Origin of the sequence: Microbacterium sp. LWH7-1.2 (assembly GCF_038397755.1) — a bacterium.
In the GTDB taxonomy this organism is placed as follows: Bacteria; Actinomycetota; Actinomycetes; order Actinomycetales; family Microbacteriaceae; genus Microbacterium.
The window spans coordinates 728,146-747,432 of the sequence record NZ_CP151637.1 but is presented as its reverse complement, the minus strand read 5'-3'; the positions used below and the strand labels follow the sequence as shown (position 1 = coordinate 747,432).

At 69.7% G+C, this 19,287-nt stretch carries 16 protein-coding genes; 4 read left to right on the top strand and 12 right to left on the bottom strand.

Annotated features, from left to right (window positions below; genetic code table 11):
- Position 1 precedes the first annotated feature (1 nt).
- The 6 genes from MRBLWH7_RS03545 to rplU form a co-directional block, all read right to left on the bottom strand.
- Entirely contained in the window at positions 2-226 is a 225-nt protein-coding gene (locus MRBLWH7_RS03545; RefSeq protein ID WP_341999202.1) for a hypothetical protein, read from the bottom strand.
- Between the two features lie 54 nt (positions 227-280).
- Positions 281-1,540, bottom strand: a complete 1,260-nt coding sequence (locus MRBLWH7_RS03540; protein WP_341999199.1) for a glutamate-5-semialdehyde dehydrogenase — start codon at positions 1,538-1,540, stop codon at positions 281-283.
- Positions 1,537-2,379, bottom strand: coding sequence for a glutamate 5-kinase (proB, locus tag MRBLWH7_RS03535; RefSeq protein ID WP_341999197.1), 843 nt, complete (start codon positions 2,377-2,379; stop codon positions 1,537-1,539). Before proB ends, MRBLWH7_RS03540 begins: the two co-directional genes overlap by 4 nt.
- Positions 2,376-3,884 carry a GTPase ObgE gene (gene obgE / locus MRBLWH7_RS03530; RefSeq protein WP_341999195.1) on the bottom strand — a complete coding sequence of 503 codons (1,509 nt, stop codon included), beginning with the start codon at positions 3,882-3,884 and terminating at the stop codon, positions 2,376-2,378. The genes proB and obgE overlap by 4 nt, the downstream gene beginning before the upstream one ends.
- Positions 3,885-3,989: 105 nt before the next feature.
- Positions 3,990-4,247 (bottom strand): 50S ribosomal protein L27, encoded by a 258-nt coding sequence (gene rpmA, locus MRBLWH7_RS03525; protein ID WP_109211194.1) that lies wholly within the window; start codon positions 4,245-4,247, stop codon positions 3,990-3,992.
- Between the two features lie 18 nt (positions 4,248-4,265).
- Positions 4,266-4,574, bottom strand: coding sequence for a 50S ribosomal protein L21 (rplU, locus tag MRBLWH7_RS03520; RefSeq protein WP_026059456.1), 309 nt, complete (start codon positions 4,572-4,574; stop codon positions 4,266-4,268).
- A gap of 155 nt (positions 4,575-4,729) precedes the next feature.
- On the opposite strand from rplU, the gene MRBLWH7_RS03515 reads away from it, so the two are divergent.
- Positions 4,730-4,996, top strand: coding sequence for a DUF4031 domain-containing protein (locus MRBLWH7_RS03515; protein ID WP_310291060.1), 267 nt, complete (start codon positions 4,730-4,732; stop codon positions 4,994-4,996).
- Here the strand turns inward: MRBLWH7_RS03515 and MRBLWH7_RS03510 are convergent.
- Both MRBLWH7_RS03510 and MRBLWH7_RS03505 read right to left on the bottom strand, forming a co-directional pair.
- The gene (locus MRBLWH7_RS03510) at positions 4,968-5,879 is read right to left on the bottom strand and encodes a nucleotide disphospho-sugar-binding domain-containing protein (protein WP_341999185.1); all 912 of its coding nucleotides are present in this window, start codon (positions 5,877-5,879) and stop codon (positions 4,968-4,970) included. The genes MRBLWH7_RS03515 and MRBLWH7_RS03510 overlap by 29 nt on opposite strands.
- Positions 5,880-5,913: 34 nt before the next feature.
- The gene (locus MRBLWH7_RS03505; RefSeq protein ID WP_341999184.1) at positions 5,914-8,328 is read right to left on the bottom strand and encodes an Rne/Rng family ribonuclease; all 2,415 of its coding nucleotides are present in this window, start codon (positions 8,326-8,328) and stop codon (positions 5,914-5,916) included.
- Positions 8,329-8,672: 344 nt separating this feature from the next.
- On the opposite strand from MRBLWH7_RS03505, the gene MRBLWH7_RS03500 reads away from it, so the two are divergent.
- Positions 8,673-9,296: a vitamin K epoxide reductase family protein gene (locus MRBLWH7_RS03500; RefSeq protein ID WP_341999182.1), complete on the top strand. Its 624-nt coding sequence runs from the start codon at positions 8,673-8,675 to the stop codon at positions 9,294-9,296.
- 39 nt (positions 9,297-9,335) lie between these two features.
- Here MRBLWH7_RS03500 and ndk read toward each other — a convergent pair whose 3' ends face one another.
- From ndk to ileS, 4 genes are read right to left on the bottom strand one after another with little or no spacing between them, the layout of a single operon-like run.
- Positions 9,336-9,752: a nucleoside-diphosphate kinase gene (gene ndk, locus MRBLWH7_RS03495; protein ID WP_341999181.1), complete on the bottom strand. Its 417-nt coding sequence runs from the start codon at positions 9,750-9,752 to the stop codon at positions 9,336-9,338.
- A 21-nt stretch (positions 9,753-9,773) separates the two neighbouring features.
- Positions 9,774-10,184, bottom strand: coding sequence for a DUF4233 domain-containing protein (locus MRBLWH7_RS03490; protein ID WP_341999177.1), 411 nt, complete (start codon positions 10,182-10,184; stop codon positions 9,774-9,776).
- Positions 10,172-11,530, bottom strand: coding sequence for a folylpolyglutamate synthase/dihydrofolate synthase family protein (locus MRBLWH7_RS03485; RefSeq protein WP_341999176.1), 1,359 nt, complete (start codon positions 11,528-11,530; stop codon positions 10,172-10,174). The genes MRBLWH7_RS03490 and MRBLWH7_RS03485 overlap by 13 nt, the downstream gene beginning before the upstream one ends.
- Positions 11,527-14,910 (bottom strand): isoleucine--tRNA ligase, encoded by a 3,384-nt coding sequence (gene ileS, locus MRBLWH7_RS03480; protein WP_341999173.1) that lies wholly within the window; start codon positions 14,908-14,910, stop codon positions 11,527-11,529. The genes MRBLWH7_RS03485 and ileS overlap by 4 nt, the downstream gene beginning before the upstream one ends.
- Positions 14,911-15,216: 306 nt before the next feature.
- Here ileS and MRBLWH7_RS03475 point away from each other — a divergent pair, with 306 nt between their 5' ends.
- Positions 15,217-16,554: an MFS transporter gene (locus MRBLWH7_RS03475; RefSeq protein ID WP_341999171.1), complete on the top strand. Its 1,338-nt coding sequence runs from the start codon at positions 15,217-15,219 to the stop codon at positions 16,552-16,554.
- Between the two features lie 131 nt (positions 16,555-16,685).
- Complete coding sequence (gene valS / locus MRBLWH7_RS03470; RefSeq protein WP_341999169.1) at positions 16,686-19,286, top strand: valine--tRNA ligase; 2,601 nt, start codon at positions 16,686-16,688, stop codon at positions 19,284-19,286.
- Position 19,287 lies beyond the last annotated feature (1 nt).

Below are 19,287 nucleotides of genomic sequence, written 5' to 3'. Positions count from 1 at the left end.
CTTAGTGGCCGTGCCCCGCTCGCTGGACGTCGTTCGCGTGAGCCCTGGCGTACGCCTCGGCCTTGTGCGCGTGGCGGTTCGCCACGTTGCGGTACGACAGCGTCACGATCGCCAGAGCGGCGAAGACCACGATCGCGGTGATGCCGTACCCGACGGTCTCGAGGGCGACGTTGCCATGGTGCTCCGACTCTTCGGCGGCGAGGGCGATGATCGTGACGAGTGTCATTCGGGCTCCGTTCGGGTTCGCCTCTGGGGCGCAGGACTGGACAAGTCTATTCCGTTACGCGCGGACCTGCCCGGCACCCCGCGCGAGCCACTTCGAGCTCGTGAGCTCAGCGAGCCCCATCGGGCCGCGCGCATGCAGCTTCTGGGTGGAGATGCCGACCTCGGCGCCGAAGCCGAACTCGCCGCCGTCGGTGAACCGCGTCGACGTGTTGGTCATCACCACGGCGGAATCGACCTCGGCGAGGAAGCGGGCCTCGTTGGCGGCATCCTGCGTCACGATCGACTCGGTGTGGTGGGTCGAATACCGGCGGATGTGCTCGAGCGCGCCGTCCAGGTCGTCAACGACACGCATCGCGAGATCGAGGCTGAGGTACTCGGTCGCCCAGTCCTCGTCGGTCGCCGGGGTGACGCCCGCCGCGAGCCGCTCGACGGTCTCGTCGCCGTGGACGGTGACGCCGCTCTGCTGCAGGGCCGCCACGACCGGGCCGACCAGGCGGTCGGCGGCCCCCCGGTGCACGAGGACGGTCTCGACGGCGTTGCACACGCTCGGCCGCTGGGTCTTGGCGTTCACCACGATGTCGCGCGCCCAGTCCAACGGCGCCGACTCATCGAGGACGATGTGCACCACGCCGGCGCCAGTCTCGATGACGGGGACCGAGGACTCGGTCACGACCGTCTCGATCAGCTGCGCGCTGCCGCGCGGCACCAGCACGTCCACGATGCCGCGTGCGTGCATCAGCTCGCGGGCTCCCTCGCGGCCGAACTCGTCCACCGTCTGGATGGCTTCCGGGTCGATGCCCTGGTCGGCCAGCGCGCCGCGCATGGCGCGGACGAGGGCCGCGTTGGTGTGCTCGGCGGCTGTGCCGCCCCGCAGCACGACCGCGTTGCCCGAGCGCAGGGCGAGGGCGGCGATGTCGACGGTGACGTTGGGCCGGGCCTCGTAGATGGAGCCCACCACGCCGAACGGCACGGCGATCTTGGTGAGCGACACGCCGTTCTCCAGCATCCGCTCGTCGAGTACGCGGCCGACGGGGTCCGGCAGTGCGGCGATCTCGCGCACCGCTGCGGCGAGAGAGGCGACGCGCGGCTCATCGAGCCGCAGACGGTCCTGCAGTGCGGTCGAGAGCCCGGTCTCGGTGCCGCGGCGGAGGTCACCCGCATTGGCCGCCACGATCTCCGGCGCCGCGGCCTCGATCGCGTCGGCGATCGAGAGGAGCGCATCGCGCTTCGCGTCGTCGCCGAGGAGACCGATGCTGCGCGCCGCATCCTTGGCGAGCAGCATCCGTTCGCGTGCCGTCGTGGCGGTGGTGGTCATCCGCCCAGTGTATCGACCGTGGTCCGCAAGGGACCCGTCGCGGCGGGCGCCGTCGGCTCCGGGTTGGGCTGGAACCACGTGCCGATCTCGTCGCCCGACAGTGCTTCGCCCACGAGGTCCGCACTGGTGACGAGGACCCCGATTCCGGATGCTGCGGCCAGCCGCGCGGCCGAGACCTTGGTCGCCGCTCCCCCGGTGCCGACGCTGTTGACGACGACCGAGCCGAACTCGAAGCCGTGCAGGTCGTCGCCGTAGATCACGCGCGGGATCGGCAACGCGCCGGGCTCGTCCGGCGGACGCGTGTACAGGCACTCGATGTCGCTCAGCAGCACCAGGGCGTCCGCTCCGATCAGCTGCGCGACCAGGGCTGCAAGGCGGTCGTTGTCGCCGAAACGGATCTCGTGGGTCGCGACCGTGTCGTTCTCATTGACGATCGGGAGGATGCGCAGGCCCATGAGCCGCTCCATGGCGCGGCGCGCGTTGGAGCGGTGCGTCGCGTTCTCGAGGTCGCCGGCGGTCAGGAGCACCTGGCCGGCGACGATGCGGAACGGACGAAGCGCCTCCTGGTAGCGGTAGATGAGCACGTTCTGCCCCACCGCGGCCGCCGCCTGCTGGGTCGCGAGGTCACTCGGACGCTCGTCGAGCAGCAGGTAGGGCATGCCCGTCGCGATGGCGCCGGACGACACGAGCACCACCTCGGTGCCGCGTCCGTGCGCAGCGGCGAGAGCATCGACGATCGGCTTGATCTTGTGCGCGTTCTCGCCGCTGATCGAGGACGATCCGACCTTGACGACGACGCGGCGGGCGAACGGGAGATCGCTGCGCTCGCGTGCGCTCACTCCGCGTCCTCCTGGTCGCGGTAGCGCTCCGCGATCCGCTCGGCCTCCAGCTCGGCGCGTGCCTCCGACTTGGCGTCCATCATGTCGTGGTACCGCTCGCGGCGCTCCGACGTCGTGCGGCGGTTGTCGCGCAGCAGGCGCGGATCGGTGCCGCGCGGCGCCGTCATCAGTTCCGCGTTCGAAGAGATCGAGGGCTCCCAGTCGAAGACGATGCCGTCACCCTCGCCGATCACGACGGTCGCGCCAGGCGTGGCACCCGCGCGGAACAGCTCGTCCTCGACGCCGAGCTTCTCGAGACGGTCGCCGAGGTACCCGACGGCCTCCTCGTTCTGGAAGTCGGTCTGCTGCACCCACTTGAGGGGCTTGTCGCCGAGAATGCGGTAGATGTTGCCGTAGGTGCCGCCTTCGACGCGGACCGAGAAGTCCTTCTCCGAGCCCTTCGGCCGGATGACGATGCGCTCGGGTGCGGGAGCCGCAGCCTGCTCGGCGCGGTGCTTCGCGACGATGTCGCCGAGCGCGAACGAGAGCTGTCGCAGTCCTTCGTGGCTCACCGTCGAGATCTCGAACACGCGGAAGCCGCGGGCCTCGAGGTCGGGGCGGACGAGGTCTGCGAGATCCTTCGCCTCGGGGACGTCGACCTTGTTGAGCGCCACCAGCTGCGGGCGCTCGAGCAGCGGGAGCTGACCGTCGGGCACCGGATAGGCGGCGAGTTCGGCCAGGATTACATCGAGGTCGCTCAGCGGGTCGCGACCCGGCTCGAGCGTGGCGCAGTCGAGGACGTGGACGAGTGCCGTGCAGCGCTCGACGTGACGGAGGAACTCCAGGCCCAGGCCCTTGCCCTCGCTCGCGCCCTCGATGAGGCCGGGCACGTCGGCGACGGTGAAGCGCTGCTCTCCCGCCTGCACGACGCCCAGGTTCGGGTGGAGCGTGGTGAAGGGGTAGTCGGCGATCTTCGGCCGCGCGGCGGAGATCGCCGCGATGAGGCTCGACTTGCCCGCCGAAGGGAAGCCGACGAGCGCGACATCGGCGACGGTCTTGAGCTCGAGGAGGACGTCGCCCTCCCAGCCGGGCGTGCCGAGCAGTGCGAAGCCCGGCGCCTTCCGCTTGGGGTTCGCGAGGGCGGCGTTGCCGAGCCCGCCGAGGCCTCCGGGGGCTGCGACGAAGCGCATGCCCGGCTCGATCATGTCGACGAGGACCTCGCCCGTGGCGTCCTTCACGACCGTGCCGACCGGGACGGGCAGTTCGAGCGGCTCGCCCGCTGCCCCGGATCGGTGGTCGCCCATGCCGAAGCCGCCGTTGCCGCTGGAGCGGTGCGGCGAGTGGTGGTACGACAGCAGCGTCGTGACCTGCGGGTCGGCGACGAGCACGACGTCGCCACCGTGGCCACCGTTGCCGCCATCGGGTCCCGCGAGCGGCTTGAACTTCTCGCGCTTGACCGACACGCAGCCGTTGCCGCCCTTGCCGGCGCGCAGGTGAAGCGTCACCCGATCGACGAACGTGACCATGCGGTCCCCCTCAGGTGTGGATGCTTCCCGGCGTGCCGGGAAGGGGATAAAGGGAAGGGGCGAGCCGAAGCCCGCCCCTTCCGGAAGTCTGCGCGACTCGCTGGATTACTCCGCGACCGCCACGACGTTGACGACCTTGCGGCCGCCCTTGTGGCCGAACTCGACCGCGCCCGCGGCCAGCGCGAACAGCGTGTCGTCGCCACCGCGGCCGACGTTGGCGCCCGGGTGGAAGTGCGTGCCACGCTGGCGGACGAGGATCTCGCCGGCGTTGACGGCCTGGCCGCCGAAACGCTTCACGCCGAGGCGCTGAGCGTTGGAGTCACGACCGTTACGGGTGGAGCTTGCGCCCTTTTTGTGTGCCATCTCTGCGTCTCCTGTGGCTTACTTGATGCCGGTGACCTTGACGCGCGTGAGGTCCTGACGGTGCCCCTGGCGCTTCTTGTAGCCGGTCTTGTTCTTGAACTTCTGGATCACGATCTTCGGGCCGCGCTCCTCACCGAGCACCTCGGCGGTCACGGTGACCTTCGCGAGCTTGTCGGCATCGGTCGTGACGGTGTCCCCGTCGACGAAGAGCACCGCGGGGAGCTCGATCTTGTCGCCGATCTTCGCGGCCTGACGGTCGAGAACGACGATCGTGCCGACCTCGACCTTCTCCTGCCGGCCGCCGGCGCGCACAACTGCGTAAACCACTTCACACCTGTTTCTTCTGGGAGCGCGCGCACGCACTCGAGGACGTCAACGAAGACTTGGTGCGGATATCTCGACGCACCAAGGGTCTACTTTACCAGATCCCTGAACACTCCGCGAAAGCGGTCGGCGCGGCATCCGGTGCGTAGGATCTGGTCGTGGCGATCCTGATCGACGATCCTCTCTGGCCGGCGCACGGTCGGCTGTGGGCGCACCTGGTGACCGACACCGACCTCGCGGAGCTCCACGCGTTCGCCGCGGCGAACGGGATCCCCGCACGGGGATTCGACCTCGACCACTACGACGTGCCCGAAGAGGCGCACGCGCGCCTGGTCGCCGCCGGCGCCCTCCATGTCAGCGGACACGAGCTGGTGCGACGGCTCATCGCGTCCGGGCTCAGGGTGCGGGGGCGCGACCGCCGCTGACCTCACCGCCGGCGGCCGCCGACAGTTCGAGCACGTCCGCCGCGCGACCGGGTCCGTCGAGCGTGCGGATCGCATCGCCCAGCCGGCGGGCGCGATCCCGCATGACATCGTCGGCCAGCGTCCGCGTGATCGCACGCCGGATCGTCGCGGCATCCGTGCGGCGCGACAACTTCGCACCCACGCCCGCACGCGCCACCGCCCGTCCGATGCGCGGCTGATCCGACGTTCGTTCGAGTGGCAGCACCAGCACCGGCACGCCATGCGCGAGCGCCGCGAGGGTCGTGCCGTGCCCACCGTGGCCCACGAGGAGGGAGGCTTCGGGGAACAATTCGTCGTGCGGCATCCATTCATGCACTTCGATGCCGCCGGGTACGCGCACCTCCCCTCTCGCCAGGGCCGGGCCCAGCGTGGCGACCACGCGCACGTCGAGGCCGTCGACGGCGTCGAGCACGCGCTGCCAGATCGGGACGAGATCGGCGAAGCGGAAGGTGCTGAGGCTCAGCACAACCGTGGGCGCGGCGGGTCGTGCGGGGACGGCGCGTGTCATCGCGCCCGCGTAGACGACCTGTCCAGGAACCGCGGAAAGCGCGCGCTGCGAAAGGAACGGCAGCTCGAAACCGGGCACGGACGCCACCAGGATCGGTGTGGCGTGTCGGCGCGGCGCCCGCACGCGTATCCCTCTCGTCCACAGCACCGGCCCCGCCACTCGCGCGCCCGACGCCAGGAAGTCGTGCAGCGTGTGCTCGAGCACCGCGAAGCGCTGGTCGATCCGATCAAGCACGTCGAGGACCGCGAACAGCGTGCAGTCGACCACCACGACGTCGGCGGGGAACGCCGAGATCAGTGCCACGGTGTCGTCGGCGAGGCCGACAGTGGGGGTCACGCCGCCCCGGCCGGAGCCGGGACGGCGTGCGCGCTCAATCCTCTGAGGGCGTGTGGGGCACCGGTGTGCCCGTGAGCGCCGCCGTCGTCACGCGACGACGGGAGCGACCCTGCCCCGGAGCCTTGGGCTCAGGAAGCGCATTCAGCACCGAGTCGAGGAGGAGGTCCTTCTCGGTGCGGTTCTCCTTCTTCCCGCCGGAATCCTGGCGCTTCTTGCGCGGCTTCTTCGGACGCTCGACGGGAGTCTGCTCGACGACCGGCTCCGCCTCGACGTGCGGAGCCTCTTCGCTGTGGTGGATCGTCGACGCTGCGATCTGCGCGAGCGCCGACTTCACGCCCTCGGTGATCACGTGCGTGCCGTTCGAGCCGCTGCCGGTCGCAGGAGTCGAGGCTCCGCCCCGCGGGCGACGGCCGGATGACGGCGCACCGCCGGCAGCGGCGGGCACACGGTGCTTGACGACGGGGTCGTGGTGCACGATCAGGCCGCGCCCGGCGCAGACCTCGCACGCCTCGCTGAAGGTCTCGAGCAGGCCCAATCCGAGTTTCTTGCGCGTCATCTGCACGAGACCCAGCGACGTGACCTCGGCGACCTGGTGCTTCGTCCGGTCGCGGCTCAGGCACTCGACGAGGCGGCGCAGGACGAGGTCGCGGTTGGACTCGAGCACCATGTCGATGAAGTCGACCACGATGATGCCGCCGATGTCGCGCAGGCGCAGCTGGCGGACGATCTCCTCCGCGGCTTCGAGGTTGTTCTTCGTGACGGTCTCTTCGAGGTTGCCGCCTGAGCCGACGAACTTGCCGGTGTTGACGTCGACGACCGTCATCGCCTCGGTGCGATCGATGACCAGCGAGCCGCCGGAGGGCAGCCACACCTTGCGGTCGAGGGCCTTCTCGATCTGCTCGGTGACGCGGAAGACGTCGAACGGGTCGTGCTCGCCCTCGTACCGCTCCACGCGCTCGAGAAGGTCGGGTGCCACGGACTCGAGGTACTTCGAGATCGTGTGATGCGCGTCGTCGCCCTGGATGAGCATCTTCGAGAAGTCCTCGTTGAAGACGTCGCGGACGATCTTGACGAGGAGATCCGGCTCGGAGTGCAGCAGCGCGGGCGCCTGGATCGTCTCGATCTGCTTCGAGATGTGCTCCCACTGGTTGGTGAGGCGCTGCACATCGCGCGTCAGCTGATCCTCGGTGGCGCCTTCGGCGGCGGTGCGGACGATGACGCCGGAAGACTCGGGCAGCACCTCCTTGAGGATCTTCTTGAGGCGGGCGCGCTCGGTGTCGGGGAGCTTGCGCGAGATGCCGTTCATGTTGCCGCCCGGCACGTACACGAGATAGCGACCGGGAAGCGAGATCTGGCTCGTGAGCCGGGCGCCCTTGTGGCCGACCGGATCCTTCGTGACCTGGACGAGGACACGGTCGCCGGTCTTGAGCGCGAGCTCGATCCGGCGGGGCTGGTTGCCGGTCTCGACGGCGTCCCAATCGACCTCGCCCGAGTACAGCACGGCGTTGCGGCCCCGGCCGATGTCGACGAAGGCGGCCTCCATGCTCGGCAGGACGTTCTGCACGCGGCCGAGGTAGACGTTGCCGATGAGAGACGCGTCCTGGTTTCGCGCGACGTAGTGCTCCACGAGCACGTTGTCTTCAAGCACGGCGATCTGGATGCGGCCGTTGCGCGAGCGCACGATCATGTCACGGTCGACGGCCTCACGACGAGCGAGGAACTCCGCCTCGGTGACGACCGCGCGGCGGCGGCCGGCCTCACGACCGTCACGGCGGCGCTGCTTCTTCGCCTCGAGGCGGGTCGAACCCTTGATGCGCTGTGGCTCGGTGATGAGCTCGACGGCACGCTGGCGGGGCTGCGACGGCTCCGACGGAGCGGATGCCTCGTCCCGGACCTCGCCGCGGCGACGGCTGCGCCGGCGCGAGGTGCTGGACGATGCCGCCGCCTCGGGCTCCGCCTCCGGCTGCGAGCGTCCCGGGCGCGCCGGAAGCGGCGTGATCTCGGGCGCGTAGAACATGAGCTGCGTCGACACCGCCGACACGAAGTCCTCGGGCAGCAGCCCCAGGCTCACCGCGGTCACGGCGTCGGGCTCTGCAGGAGCCCCCGGCTCTGCGGCCTCGGCTGCCGGCGTCGCCTCGTCCTCGGGGACCTCTCCGGTGGGCTCGGGAGTCGCCTCGGCAGGGGGCTGCGCGGCGACGGCGGAGTCCGGCTCCGGCTCCTGCTCCTGCTCCTGCTCTGCGGGAGTCTCGGTCTCGGTGGCCGCCTCAGGAGCCTCGACCTCCGTCTCGGCGGCGCTCTCCTCGGCCGGCTCGGAGACCTCGGCGGTCTCCTGCGGCCCCTCGACCGGCGAGTCCGCGTCAGCCGCGGTGGTCGCCTCGTCGCCCGCTGATGTCAGCGGTGCGTCGGGTTCGGTCTGAGGGTTGAATTCTGCATCGGTTCCATCAGCCATCACTGGCGTACTCCTAGCGGGGCGACACCGCGCGTCGCCCGGCGAAATCTCGTGCGGCGCCGCCCATGCCCCTCTGGACGGGGCGGTGCCGCGAACTCACTCGGTCTGCAGCGGTCGTCCGGCACTAGGCGGATGCTCGCGCTGCCAAGGGCATTCGTCGCCCTGAAGTCTTCTGGTGATGACCGTTACGGCGCGGCCGTGAGTCATCGACCCCCATTATCGCACTTCCCCCGCCAGAATGCCCATTCGTCACCCAGTCACGCCTTCCCCACGCCGACGACCGGCGATTTGCCACGGCTCGAGGGTGCGGCATCCGTGCAGATCTCGATGCCATAATCCGAGGCATGCCCGAGCAGCAGACCCACACCCGTCCCACCGGACTCGCCGTATGGCTCGTGATCGCAGGTGTGATCGGTTGGTGGGCGGCCTTCTCGCTGACGGTCGAGAAGTTCGAGAAGCTCGCCAACCCCGACGCGATCGCGTCGTGCGATCTGAGCGTGCTGGTGCAGTGCAGCGCGAACCTCGATTCGTGGCAGGGAAGCGTGTTCGGGTTCCCGAACCCGATCCTCGGGCTCACCGGCTGGGCCGCCCCGATCGTCGTGGGCATGGCGATCCTCGCCCGCGCTCGTTTCGCCCGCTGGTTCTGGTGGTGCTTCTGGGCCGGCATCGCGTTCGCGTTCGGGTTCGTGATCTGGCTCATCAGCCAGAGCATCTACGCCCCCAACCTGCACACGCTGTGCCCGTGGTGCATGGTGACGTGGGCGGTCACGATCCCTACCTTCTACGCGGTGACCCTGCACATGCTGCGCGCCGGACTGTTTCCGGCATCCGACAAGGTGCGCCAGGTCGCGGACCGCCTCATGGTGTGGGTGCCGCTGGCGGCGATCATCAGCTACGCCATCGTCCTGCTGCTGGCTCAGCTGGAGATGAATGCCGTCGTCAACATCTGGCAGACGCTGTTCGGCTGACCTTCCTGAGCACTCCCGGCAGGTCAGCCGAGCGAGCGATCAGCTGAACCAGATGTCGAGCTCGCGCGCGGCGGACTCGGGGCTGTCGGAGCCGTGCACCAGGTTCTGCTGCACCTTCAGGCCCCAGTCGCGGCCGTAGTCGCCGCGGACCGTGCCGGGTGCGGCCGTCGTCGGGTCCGTCGTGCCCGCCAGCGAGCGGAAGCCCTCGATGACGCGATTGCCGGCGACGCGGATCGCGACCGACGGGCCCGACATCATGAACTCGAGCAGCGGCTCGTAGAACGGCTTGCCCTCGTGCTCGGCGTAGTGCCGCTCGAGGGTCTCGCGGTCCGGCTCGACCAGGCGGATGTCGACGAGCGCGTACCCCTTCGCCTCGATACGGGCGAGGATCGCGCCGGTGAGGCCGCGGGCGACGCCGTCAGGCTTGACGAGGACGAGGGTCTCTTCGATGGGCATGCGGGGACCTTTCGTTACGGATCAGGCGTGGGGAGGGGGATCCGCTGCGAGGCGCGCGTTGCGCCGGTCGAGAGCGGCCCCCTTGATCGTCGCATACCCGTACATGCCGCCGAAAATGAGCGCGACGATCGCGAGTGCCGGCACGAGGAAGGCGCCGAGCAGGACGATCGCCTGCAGCACCCACCCGAGCACGATGCCCCACCGATAGCGCACCAGGCGCGTCGTCGCGATCATCAGCGCCGCGAGCACGGCCCCCGCGACGATTCCCCACCAGGGCTCGATTGAGGCGGGCAGCGCCTTCAGGCCGTAGACGACGAGGCCCCCGAGGAACACCACGATCGACTCGAAGCCGAGCACGATCGTGGCGAGCGACTCCGCCGCACCGCGCGGGCGGCGGGGCTTCGGCTGCTTCGCGTCGGTCACTCGTTCCACCCGGCTTTCCAGTCCTCGTCCGCGGCGAGGGCGAGGGCCTCGCCCGCGAGCACGACCGATCCCGCGATGACGACGGCGCGCCGATCGGATGCCGCGGCCCACGCGCGCGCCGCCTCTGCGGCGTCGGGCAGATCGCGGTGCACGGAGACCCGCAGGTCGTGCGCTTCGGCGAGGTCGGCGATGGCGTCGGCGTCCTCGGCCCGCTCGGAGTCGGGAGCGGTGGCGAACACGTGCGCCGCCACGGGGGCGATCTCCGCGACGATCCCGGCGGCATCCTTGTCGGAGAGCACGCCGAGCACGATGCCCCACTCGTCGAAGTCGAACGACTCGCGCAACGCCGTCACGAGGGCGCGAGCGCCATGCGGATTGTGAGCCGCGTCCACGAGCACGGTCGGGGCGGCGCCGACGAGCTGGAGGCGCCCGGGCGAGGTCACGGCACCGAGGCCGTCCGCAAGCACGTCTCCGGCGATCGGCTGCGACGCGCCCCCCACCAGCGACTCGACGGCCGCGATCGCGAGGGCGGCGTTGAAGCCCTGATGCGCTCCGTAGAGGGGCAGGTACTCGTCTTCGTAGGTGCCGGCGAGGCCCCGCACGCTGATCTGCTGTCCGCCGACCGCGAGTCGCTGCTGCGCGAGCGCGAACTCGGCGCCCTCGAAGGCGATCGACGCTCCGCGGGCGGCCGCCGCTTCGCGGAGCACCGCCTCGGCGGCAGCATCCTGCCGTGCCGAGACGACCGCCGCGCCGTCCTTGATGATGCCCGCCTTCACGCTCGCGATCTCGGCGATGGTGTCGCCGAGGCGGTCCGAGTGGTCGAGGTCGATCGGGGCGAACACCGCCACGTCGCCGTCGGCCGTGTTCGTGGAGTCCCACGACCCGCCCATGCCGACCTCGAGCACGAGCACGTCGATCGGCGCATCGGCGAAGGCGACGAACGCCAGCACCGTGAGCAGCTCGAAGAACGTGAGCGCTGCATCGCCATTCGCGGCGAGCTCGGCGTCGACCAGGTCGACGAAGGGCGCGATCTCGTCCCACGCGTCCGCGACCGCGGCATCGTCGATCGGCTCGCCGTCGATCATGATGCGCTCGGTGAACCGCTCGAGGTGGGGGCTCGTGAACAGACCCGTGCGCAATCCGTGCGCGCGCACGAGGCTCTCGATCATGCGGCTGGTCGACGTCTTGCCGTTGGTGCCGGTGACGTGGACGACGCGGTACGTCTTCTGCGGGTCGTCGAGCAGCTCGAGCATCCGCCTCGTGCGTTCCACGCGGGGCTGTACCCACCGCTCCCCCTGGCGCCGGAGGAGCGCCTCGTAGACGGCGTCGGCGCGCTGCCGGTCGCGATCGCTCATGCCTGAGTCCCCGTTCTGCCGACCGAAACGGTGAACGCGCCGCGGTTGGCATAGGTTCCCGCGTCGACCACCGCCTCGTACTCGATGGCCGTCTCCGAATCACCGGATGCTGCGAGCTCGGTGCTCCGCGTCCGCACGGTGTGGGCGAGGGCCAGTGTCTCACCCGCCACGTCGGCGACGTCGAAGGCCGCCGCGACGGCCTCACCGTCGGCGTCTTCGTCGAAGACGAGGCCGAGGCGGATGCGGTCGCTGACGTCGAAGCCGGCGGCCTTGCGTGTGTCCTGCACGGCACGGATCACATCGCGGGCGAGGCCCTCGGCCTCGAGCTCGGGCGTCGTCGTGGTGTCGAGCAGCACGAAGCCGTCGCCCGCGAGCAGCGCGATCGCGGTTCCCTCGGCGACGCCGCCCGCCTCGAGCGTGAGCTCGTACTCCCCCGGCTCCAGGGCGATGCCGTCGACGACCACGATTCCGTCTCGCTCCTCCCAGACGCCCGCCTTCGCGCCCGAGATCACGTGCTGGACCTGCTTGCCCAGGCGGGGACCCGCGGCACGCGCGTTCACGGTCAGACGCTTGCTGATCCCATAGCGCTCCGACACGTCGTCGCCGAGCTCGATGAGCTGGACCGACTTCACGTTGAGCTCGTCGCGCAGGATGCCGTCGAACTGCGCGAGGGACGCAGCATCCGGAACCGCCACCGTCAGGGTGGGAAGGGGCAGGCGCACGCGGCGGCCCTCCTTCTTGCGCAGGGCGTTCGCGACGCTGGATGCCTCGCGGACGGCGTCCATCGCGGCGCGGATGTCGTCGGCAGCCGGGAAGGCGCCGGCATCGGGCCAGTCCTGCAGATGCACGCTGCGCCCGCCGGTGAGACCCTGCCAGACCTTCTCGGAGACCAGCGGGATGAGCGGCGCGGCCACGCGGGTCAGTGTCTCGAGCACGGTGTACAGGGTGTCGAACGCCTCACGGCTCTTCGGATCGTCGGAGACGCCTACCCAGAAGCGGTCGCGAGAGCGGCGGATGTACCAGTTCGTGAGTGCCTCGGCGAAGTCACGCAGCTTCGCCGCGGCCAGCGTCGAGTCGAGCACCTCGAGATCAGCGGCCACGTCGCGGACGAGATCGCCGGTGAGCGCGAGGATGTAGCGGTCGAGCACGTCGGTGGAGTCGGTGCGCCACGATGCCTCATAGCCCTCGCCGCCGGCGCCGCCCGCGGCATTGGCGTAGGTCGCGAAGAAGTACCACGCGTTCCACACGGGCAGCAGGAACTCGCGGACGCCTGCACGGATGCCCTCCTCCGTGACGATGAGGTTGCCGCCGCGCAGCACCGAGCTCGACATGAGGAACCAGCGCATCGCGTCGGAGCCGTCGCGGTCGAACACCTCGCTGACGTCGGGGTAGTTCTGCAGCGACTTCGACATCTTCAGGCCGTCGCTGCCGAGCACGATGCCGTGGCACGACACCCCGGTGAACGCGGGGCGATCGAACAGCGCCGTCGAGAGCACGTGCATGACGTAGAACCAGCCCCGCGTCTGCCCGATGTACTCGACGATGAAGTCCGCCGGCGAGTGCTCGTCGAACCACTCCTGGTTCTCGAAGGGGTAGTGCACCTGGGCGTACGGCATGGAGCCCGAGTCGAACCACACGTCGAAGACGTCCTCGATGCGGCGCATCGTGCTCTTGCCGGTCGGGTCGTCCGGGTTCGGGCGCGTGAGATCGTCGATGTACGGGCGGTGGAGGTCCACCTCCCCCTCCGCATTGCGCGGAAGGCGCCCGAAGTCGCGCTCGAGCTCCTCGAGGGAGCCGTAGACGTCGACACGCGGGTGCTCCGGGTCGTCGCTCTTCCACACAGGGATCGGCGAGCCCCAGTAGCGGTTGCGGCTGATCGACCAGTCGCGCGCACCCTCGAGCCACTTGCCGAACTGGCCGTGCTTGACGTTCTCGGGAACCCACGTGATCTGCTCGTTGCCCGCGAGCATGCGGTCCTTGATGTCGGTGACGCGCACGAACCAGCTCGACACGGCGCGGTAGATGAGGGGGTTCCGGCAGCGCCAGCAGTGCGGGTACGAGTGCTCGTAGCTCGCTTCGCGCAGGAGGCGCCCCTCCTGCTTCAGGAGGCGGATGAGCGGGCGGTTGGCGTCCATCCACAGCTCGCCGGCGACATCGGTCACCTGCGGGAGGAAGCGTCCGCCGTCGTCGAGGCTCATGATGAGCGGGATGCCGGCGGCCTCGGTCACGCGCTGGTCGTCCTCACCGAAGGCCGGGGCCTGGTGGACGATGCCGGTGCCGTCGCCGGTGGTGACGTAGTCGTCGACGAGGATGCGCCAGGCGCTCTGCGTGCCCCAGATCGCCGCATCCGCGTAGTAGTCGAAGAGGCGGTCGTAGGCGACGTCCTCGAGTTCGGCGCCGAAGACCGTCTGCTCGACGGCCTCCCGCGCGGCCTCGGCCGAGTCGTAGCCCAGGTCCTTGGCGTAGCCGGCCAGCAGCTCTTCGGCGAGGAGGTAGCGGTGCGATTCGGCTTCGGCGTGCTCGTCGTCGCGGTGCACGTCCGCAGCGCCGTTCGGGCCGCCGGGCACGACGACATAGCGGATGTCGGGTCCGACGGCCAGGGCGAAGTTCGTCGGCAGGGTCCACGGGGTGGTCGTCCACGCGAGGGCGCGCACCGCAGTGAGACCGAGCGCCTCGGCCTTGGCGCCGACCAGCGGGAAGGTGATCGTGACCGACGGGTCCTGGCGCATCTTGTAGACGTCGTCGTCCATCCGCAGCTCGTGCGCCGACAGCGGGGTCTCGTCGCGCCAGCAGTACGGCAGGACGCGGTGCCCCTCGTAGGCGAGGCCCTTGTCGTAGATCGTCTTGAACGCCCACAGCACGGATTCCATGTACGTGAGGTCGAGCGTCTTGTAGCCGCGCTCGAAGTCGACCCACCGCGCCTGGCGGGTGACGTAGTCCTCCCACTCGCGCGTGTACGCCAGGACGGACTCGCGCGACTTCGCGTTGAACGTGGCCATGCCCATCGCCTCGATCTCGCTCTTCTCGGTGATCCCGAGCTGCTTCATCGCCTCGAGCTCGGCGGGAAGCCCGTGGGTGTCCCAGCCGAAGACGCGGTCGACCTTCTTGCCGCGCATCGTCTGGAAGCGGGGGAAGACATCCTTGGCGTAGCCGGTGAGGAGGTGACCGTAATGCGGCAGGCCGTTCGCGAAGGGCGGGCCGTCGTAGAAGACCCACTCCTCGGCGCCCTCGCGCTGGTCGATCGACGCGCGGAAGGTGCGGTCGGCCTCCCAGAACGCGAGCGTCTGCTGCTCGATCTCGGGCAAGCGCGGGCTCGGAACGACGGGGGCCGGCGCGGCGTCGGCCGCAGGCCCGAAGGCGGAGGGGCGGGGGTAGGTCATCTTCTCTCGCAGGTGCTCGCTCGTGTGCTTCCTGCGGGGACGACACTGCCTGGATCCGTGACCAGACGTACCGCGGTACCACCCTGCATTGACGGCGCCGAGGCGACCGCCCTCTCTCACTGCGGCTGTGACGGGCCTGACCCGCTCGGTTCTAATGAGGAAGCCACGGTGGTGGCGTCCTGTTCTTCCGAGAGCTCCCCGGTGATGGCCGGATCCGCGCTGGTCCGACGATTCTACCGTGGCCGTGCAAGAGGGAATGCGGAAGCGGCTGCCGAGGTTTCTGGACTCGTGCCAAGATCGACTCCCGTGACCGCAGCAGCACCCGATACCGCGCTCGCCCTCGAGACCGCCCCGACGCGTCGCGTCGCGTGGGCGTCGATGGTGGGAACCTCCCTCGAATCCTTCGACTTCTACCTGTTCGCATACTTCTCGGCGTTCTTCGTCGGGCCGCTGTTCTTCGACCCGCTGGGCGAGTTCGGCGCGACCAGCGCGGCGTTCCTCACCATCGCACTCGCTTTCGTCGTGCGCCCGATCGGCGCCGTGATCTTCGGCTACATGGGTGACCGCCTGGGCCGGCGCGCGACACTGCTGTGGACGGTCGCCATCATGGGCGTCGCGACCGGCCTCATCGGCGTCCTCCCGACCTACGCCCAGGCGGGCTGGCTCGGCGCCGTCCTGCTGATCCTCCTGCGCATCGTGCAGGGCCTGTCGCTCGGCGGCGAATGGGGCGGCTCCATCCTCATCGCGACCGAGAACTCCGGGCCGGTCAAGCGCGCCTTCTACGCCGCCGTCCCCCAGCTCGTCTCGCCCGTGGGCTCGATCCTCTCCGCCACCGTGTTCATCGTGCTGACGGCCGTCCTTCCGGCGGAGCAGATCGCCGAGTGGGGATGGCGCATCCCGTTCCTCCTTGCGATCCCCCTGCTGCTCGTGTCGCTGTACCTGCGGTGGTCGATCAGCGAGACGCCGGTGTTCGAGCGTGTGGTCGCAGAGGGGCGCCGCGACCGCGTCCCGTTCCTCACGATGTTCGCGCAGCGCCCCGGCGCCATGGCCATCGCCATCGGCGCGGCCCTCCTCGGCATCGGGTCGTACTCGCTGATGAACACCTACACGGTCAACTACGGCGTGGAGCGACTCGGCTTCAGCTTCCAGGATCTGCTCATCGCCACCACGATCGGCGGTCTGCTGCAGCTCGTCACCATCCCGCTGTTCGGCGCGTGGGCGAGCCGGGTCGGCTCCGCGAACGTCGTGGTGTGGGGCGCGCTGGGCACGCTCCTCATCACCTTCCCGATGTACTTCCTGCTCCAGTTCGCCACGTTCCCGATCCTCGTCGCGACCATGCTCGTCGGCGGCATCCTGCCGACGATGGCGTGGGCCGCGCTCGGGGGTCTGATGAACGACCTCTTCCCCGACCGCTTCCGCTACTCCGCACTGTCGGTCTCGTATGCTCTGGCGGCGACCATCAGCGGCTTCGTCCCGTACCTCACGTTCGAGCTCGGCGTGGCCACGGGCTTCGCGTGGTGGCACCCGGGGGTGATCCTCGCGATCATGTCCGTCATCACGCTCGTCTCGGCGTGGTTCGCCTCGCGCCGCGCCGTGGAACCCGAGCTCGCGACGGACCCCGCCACCGCGACCGCGAACGCCTGAACGGGAACGGATGCCGCGGCCCGCGGCATCCGTTGCGCCCTTCGGGTGTGTGTCGCCCGGGTAGAATCGAGCGACATCCCACATTCAGGCACGCTCACACAGTGCCGCACATATCGCCTCGAGGAGACGCCATGACCGACGCCCGCCCCGCACAGGGTCAGATCCCGGACAAGCCCGCGCTGGAGGGACTCGAGCAGAAGTGGGATGCCGCGTGGTCGGGGCAGGGCACGTACCTGTTCGACCGCGCCCGCGCCGCCGAGGTCGGCCGTCAGGGCGTGTACTCGGTCGACACTCCCCCGCCGACGGCGTCGGGGAGCCTGCACATCGGGCACGTCTTCTCGTTCACGCACACCGACCTCAAGGTGCGCTACGAGCGCATGCGCGGCAAGGCCGTGTTCTATCCGATGGGCTGGGACGACAACGGCCTGCCGACCGAACGCCGCGTGCAGAACTACTACGGCGTGCGGTGCGACCCGTCGCTGCCGTACGACGCCGACTTCACGCCGCCGTTCGAGGGCGGCGACAACAAGTCGAGCCGCGCCGCCGACCAGGTGCCTGTCAGCCGCCGCAACTTCATCGAGCTCTGCGAGAGACTCACCGTCGAGGATGAGAAGCACTTCGAGGCGCTCTTTCGCCAGCTGGGCCTGAGTGTCGACTGGACGCAGACCTACCGCACCATCTCCGACGACACGATCCGCACCAGCCAGCTCGCGTTCCTGCGCAACCTCGAGCGCGGCGAGGCCTACCAGGACCTCGCGCCGACGATGTGGGACATCGACTTCCGCACCGCGATCGCCCAAGCTGAACTCGAGGAGCGCGAGCAGCCCGCCGCGTTCCACCGGGTCGCCTTCCACCGCACCGACGGCGCCGGCGACGTTCACATCGAGACCACCCGCCCTGAGCTGCTGCCCGCCTGCGTCGCGCTGGTCGCCCACCCCGACGACGATCGCTACCAGCCCCTCTTCGGCACGACGGTGCGCACGCCGCTCTTCGATGTCGAGGTGCCGGTGCTGGCGCACCCGCTGGCGCAGCCCGACAAGGGCTCGGGCATCGCGATGATCTGCACCTTCGGCGACGTGACCGACATCATCTGGTGGCGCGAGCTGAACCTGCCCAACCGCACGATCCTCGGTCTCGACGGCCGCGTGATCACCGAAGCCCCGGACGCGATCACGACGGATGCCGGGCAGGCGGCGTACGCGGAGCTGGCGGGCAAGACGGTGTTCAGCGCCAAGAAGCGCGTCGTGGAGCTGCTGCAGGAGTCGGGCGAGCTGGTCGGCGACCCGAAGCCCTTCACGCACGTCGTGAAGTTCTACGAGAAGGGCGACCGCCCGATGGAGATCGTCTCGACGCGCCAGTGGTACATCCGCAACGGCGCCCGCGACGAAGCTCTGCGCGACAAGCTCATCGCGCTCGGCAAGGACATGTCGTGGCACCCGGACTTCATGCGGGTGCGCTACGAGAACTGGACCAACGGCCTCACCGGCGACTGGCTCGTCTCGCGCCAGCGCTTCTTCGGCGTGCCGATCCCGGTCTGGTACGCGCTCGACGAGAACGGGGAGCGAGACTACGACCGCGTGCTCACCCCTGACCACGCGTCGCTGCCGATCGACCCGTCCACCGACGTGCCGGAAGGCTACACGGCCGACCAGCGCGGCGTGCCGGGCGGCTTCGAGGGCGAGAACGACATCTTCGACACCTGGGCGACCTCGTCGCTCACGCCGCAGCTCGCGGGCGGCTGGGAGCGCGACCCGGAGCTCTGGAACCTCGTCGCCCCGTTCGACGTGCGCCCGCAGGGCCAGGACATCATCCGCACGTGGCTGTTCTCCACGATGCTGCGCAGCGCCCTCGAGGACGATCGTGCGCCGTGGACGGATGCGGCGATCTCCGGCTTCATCGTGGACCCGGACCGCAAGAAGATGTCGAAGTCGAAGGGCAACGTCGTCACGCCCGCCGACATCCTCTCGCAGCACGGTTCGGACGCGGTACGGTACTGGGCGGCCTCGAGCCGCCTCGGCACGGACGCCGCGTTCGACCCGCAGAACCCCACGCAGGTGAAGATCGGCCGTCGCCTTGCGATCAAGGTGCTCAACGCCGCGAAGTTCGTACTGTCGTTCCCCGTGCCCGAAGGCGCCGAGGTGACGCACGCGCTGGACGCGTCGATGCTCGCCACCCTCCACGGTGTGGTGCGGGATGCCACCAAGGCGCTCGACAACTACGACCACGCGCGTGCGCTGGAGCTGACCGAGTCGTTCTTCTGGACGTTCTGCGACGACTACCTCGAGCTCGTCAAGGAGCGCGCCTACAACCAGACGGACTCCGGGCAGGCCTCCGCGGCACTCGCCCTGCGTCTGGCGCTGTCGGCGCTGCTGCGGCTGTTGGCTCCCGTGCTCGCGTTCGCGACCGAAGAGGCGTGGTCGTGGTTCAACGACGGCTCGGTGCACACCGCGGACTGGCCTGTCGCGCCGGAAGAGGAGTGGGGCGACCCGGCCGTGCTCACGGCGGTGAGTGCCGCGCTGATCGGCATCCGCCGTGCGAAGACGGAGGCGAAGGCCTCGCAGAAGACCCCGGTCGCGTCCCTCACGCTTCGCTCCGACGATCTCACCATCGCGAACCTGCGCCTCGCGGAGGGCGATCTGCGGGCCGTCGGCCGCATCGAGACGCTCGAGCTGATCGACGGGTCGGACGAGCTCGTCATCGAGGGCGTCGAGCTCGCTCCTCAGGAGGTGTGAC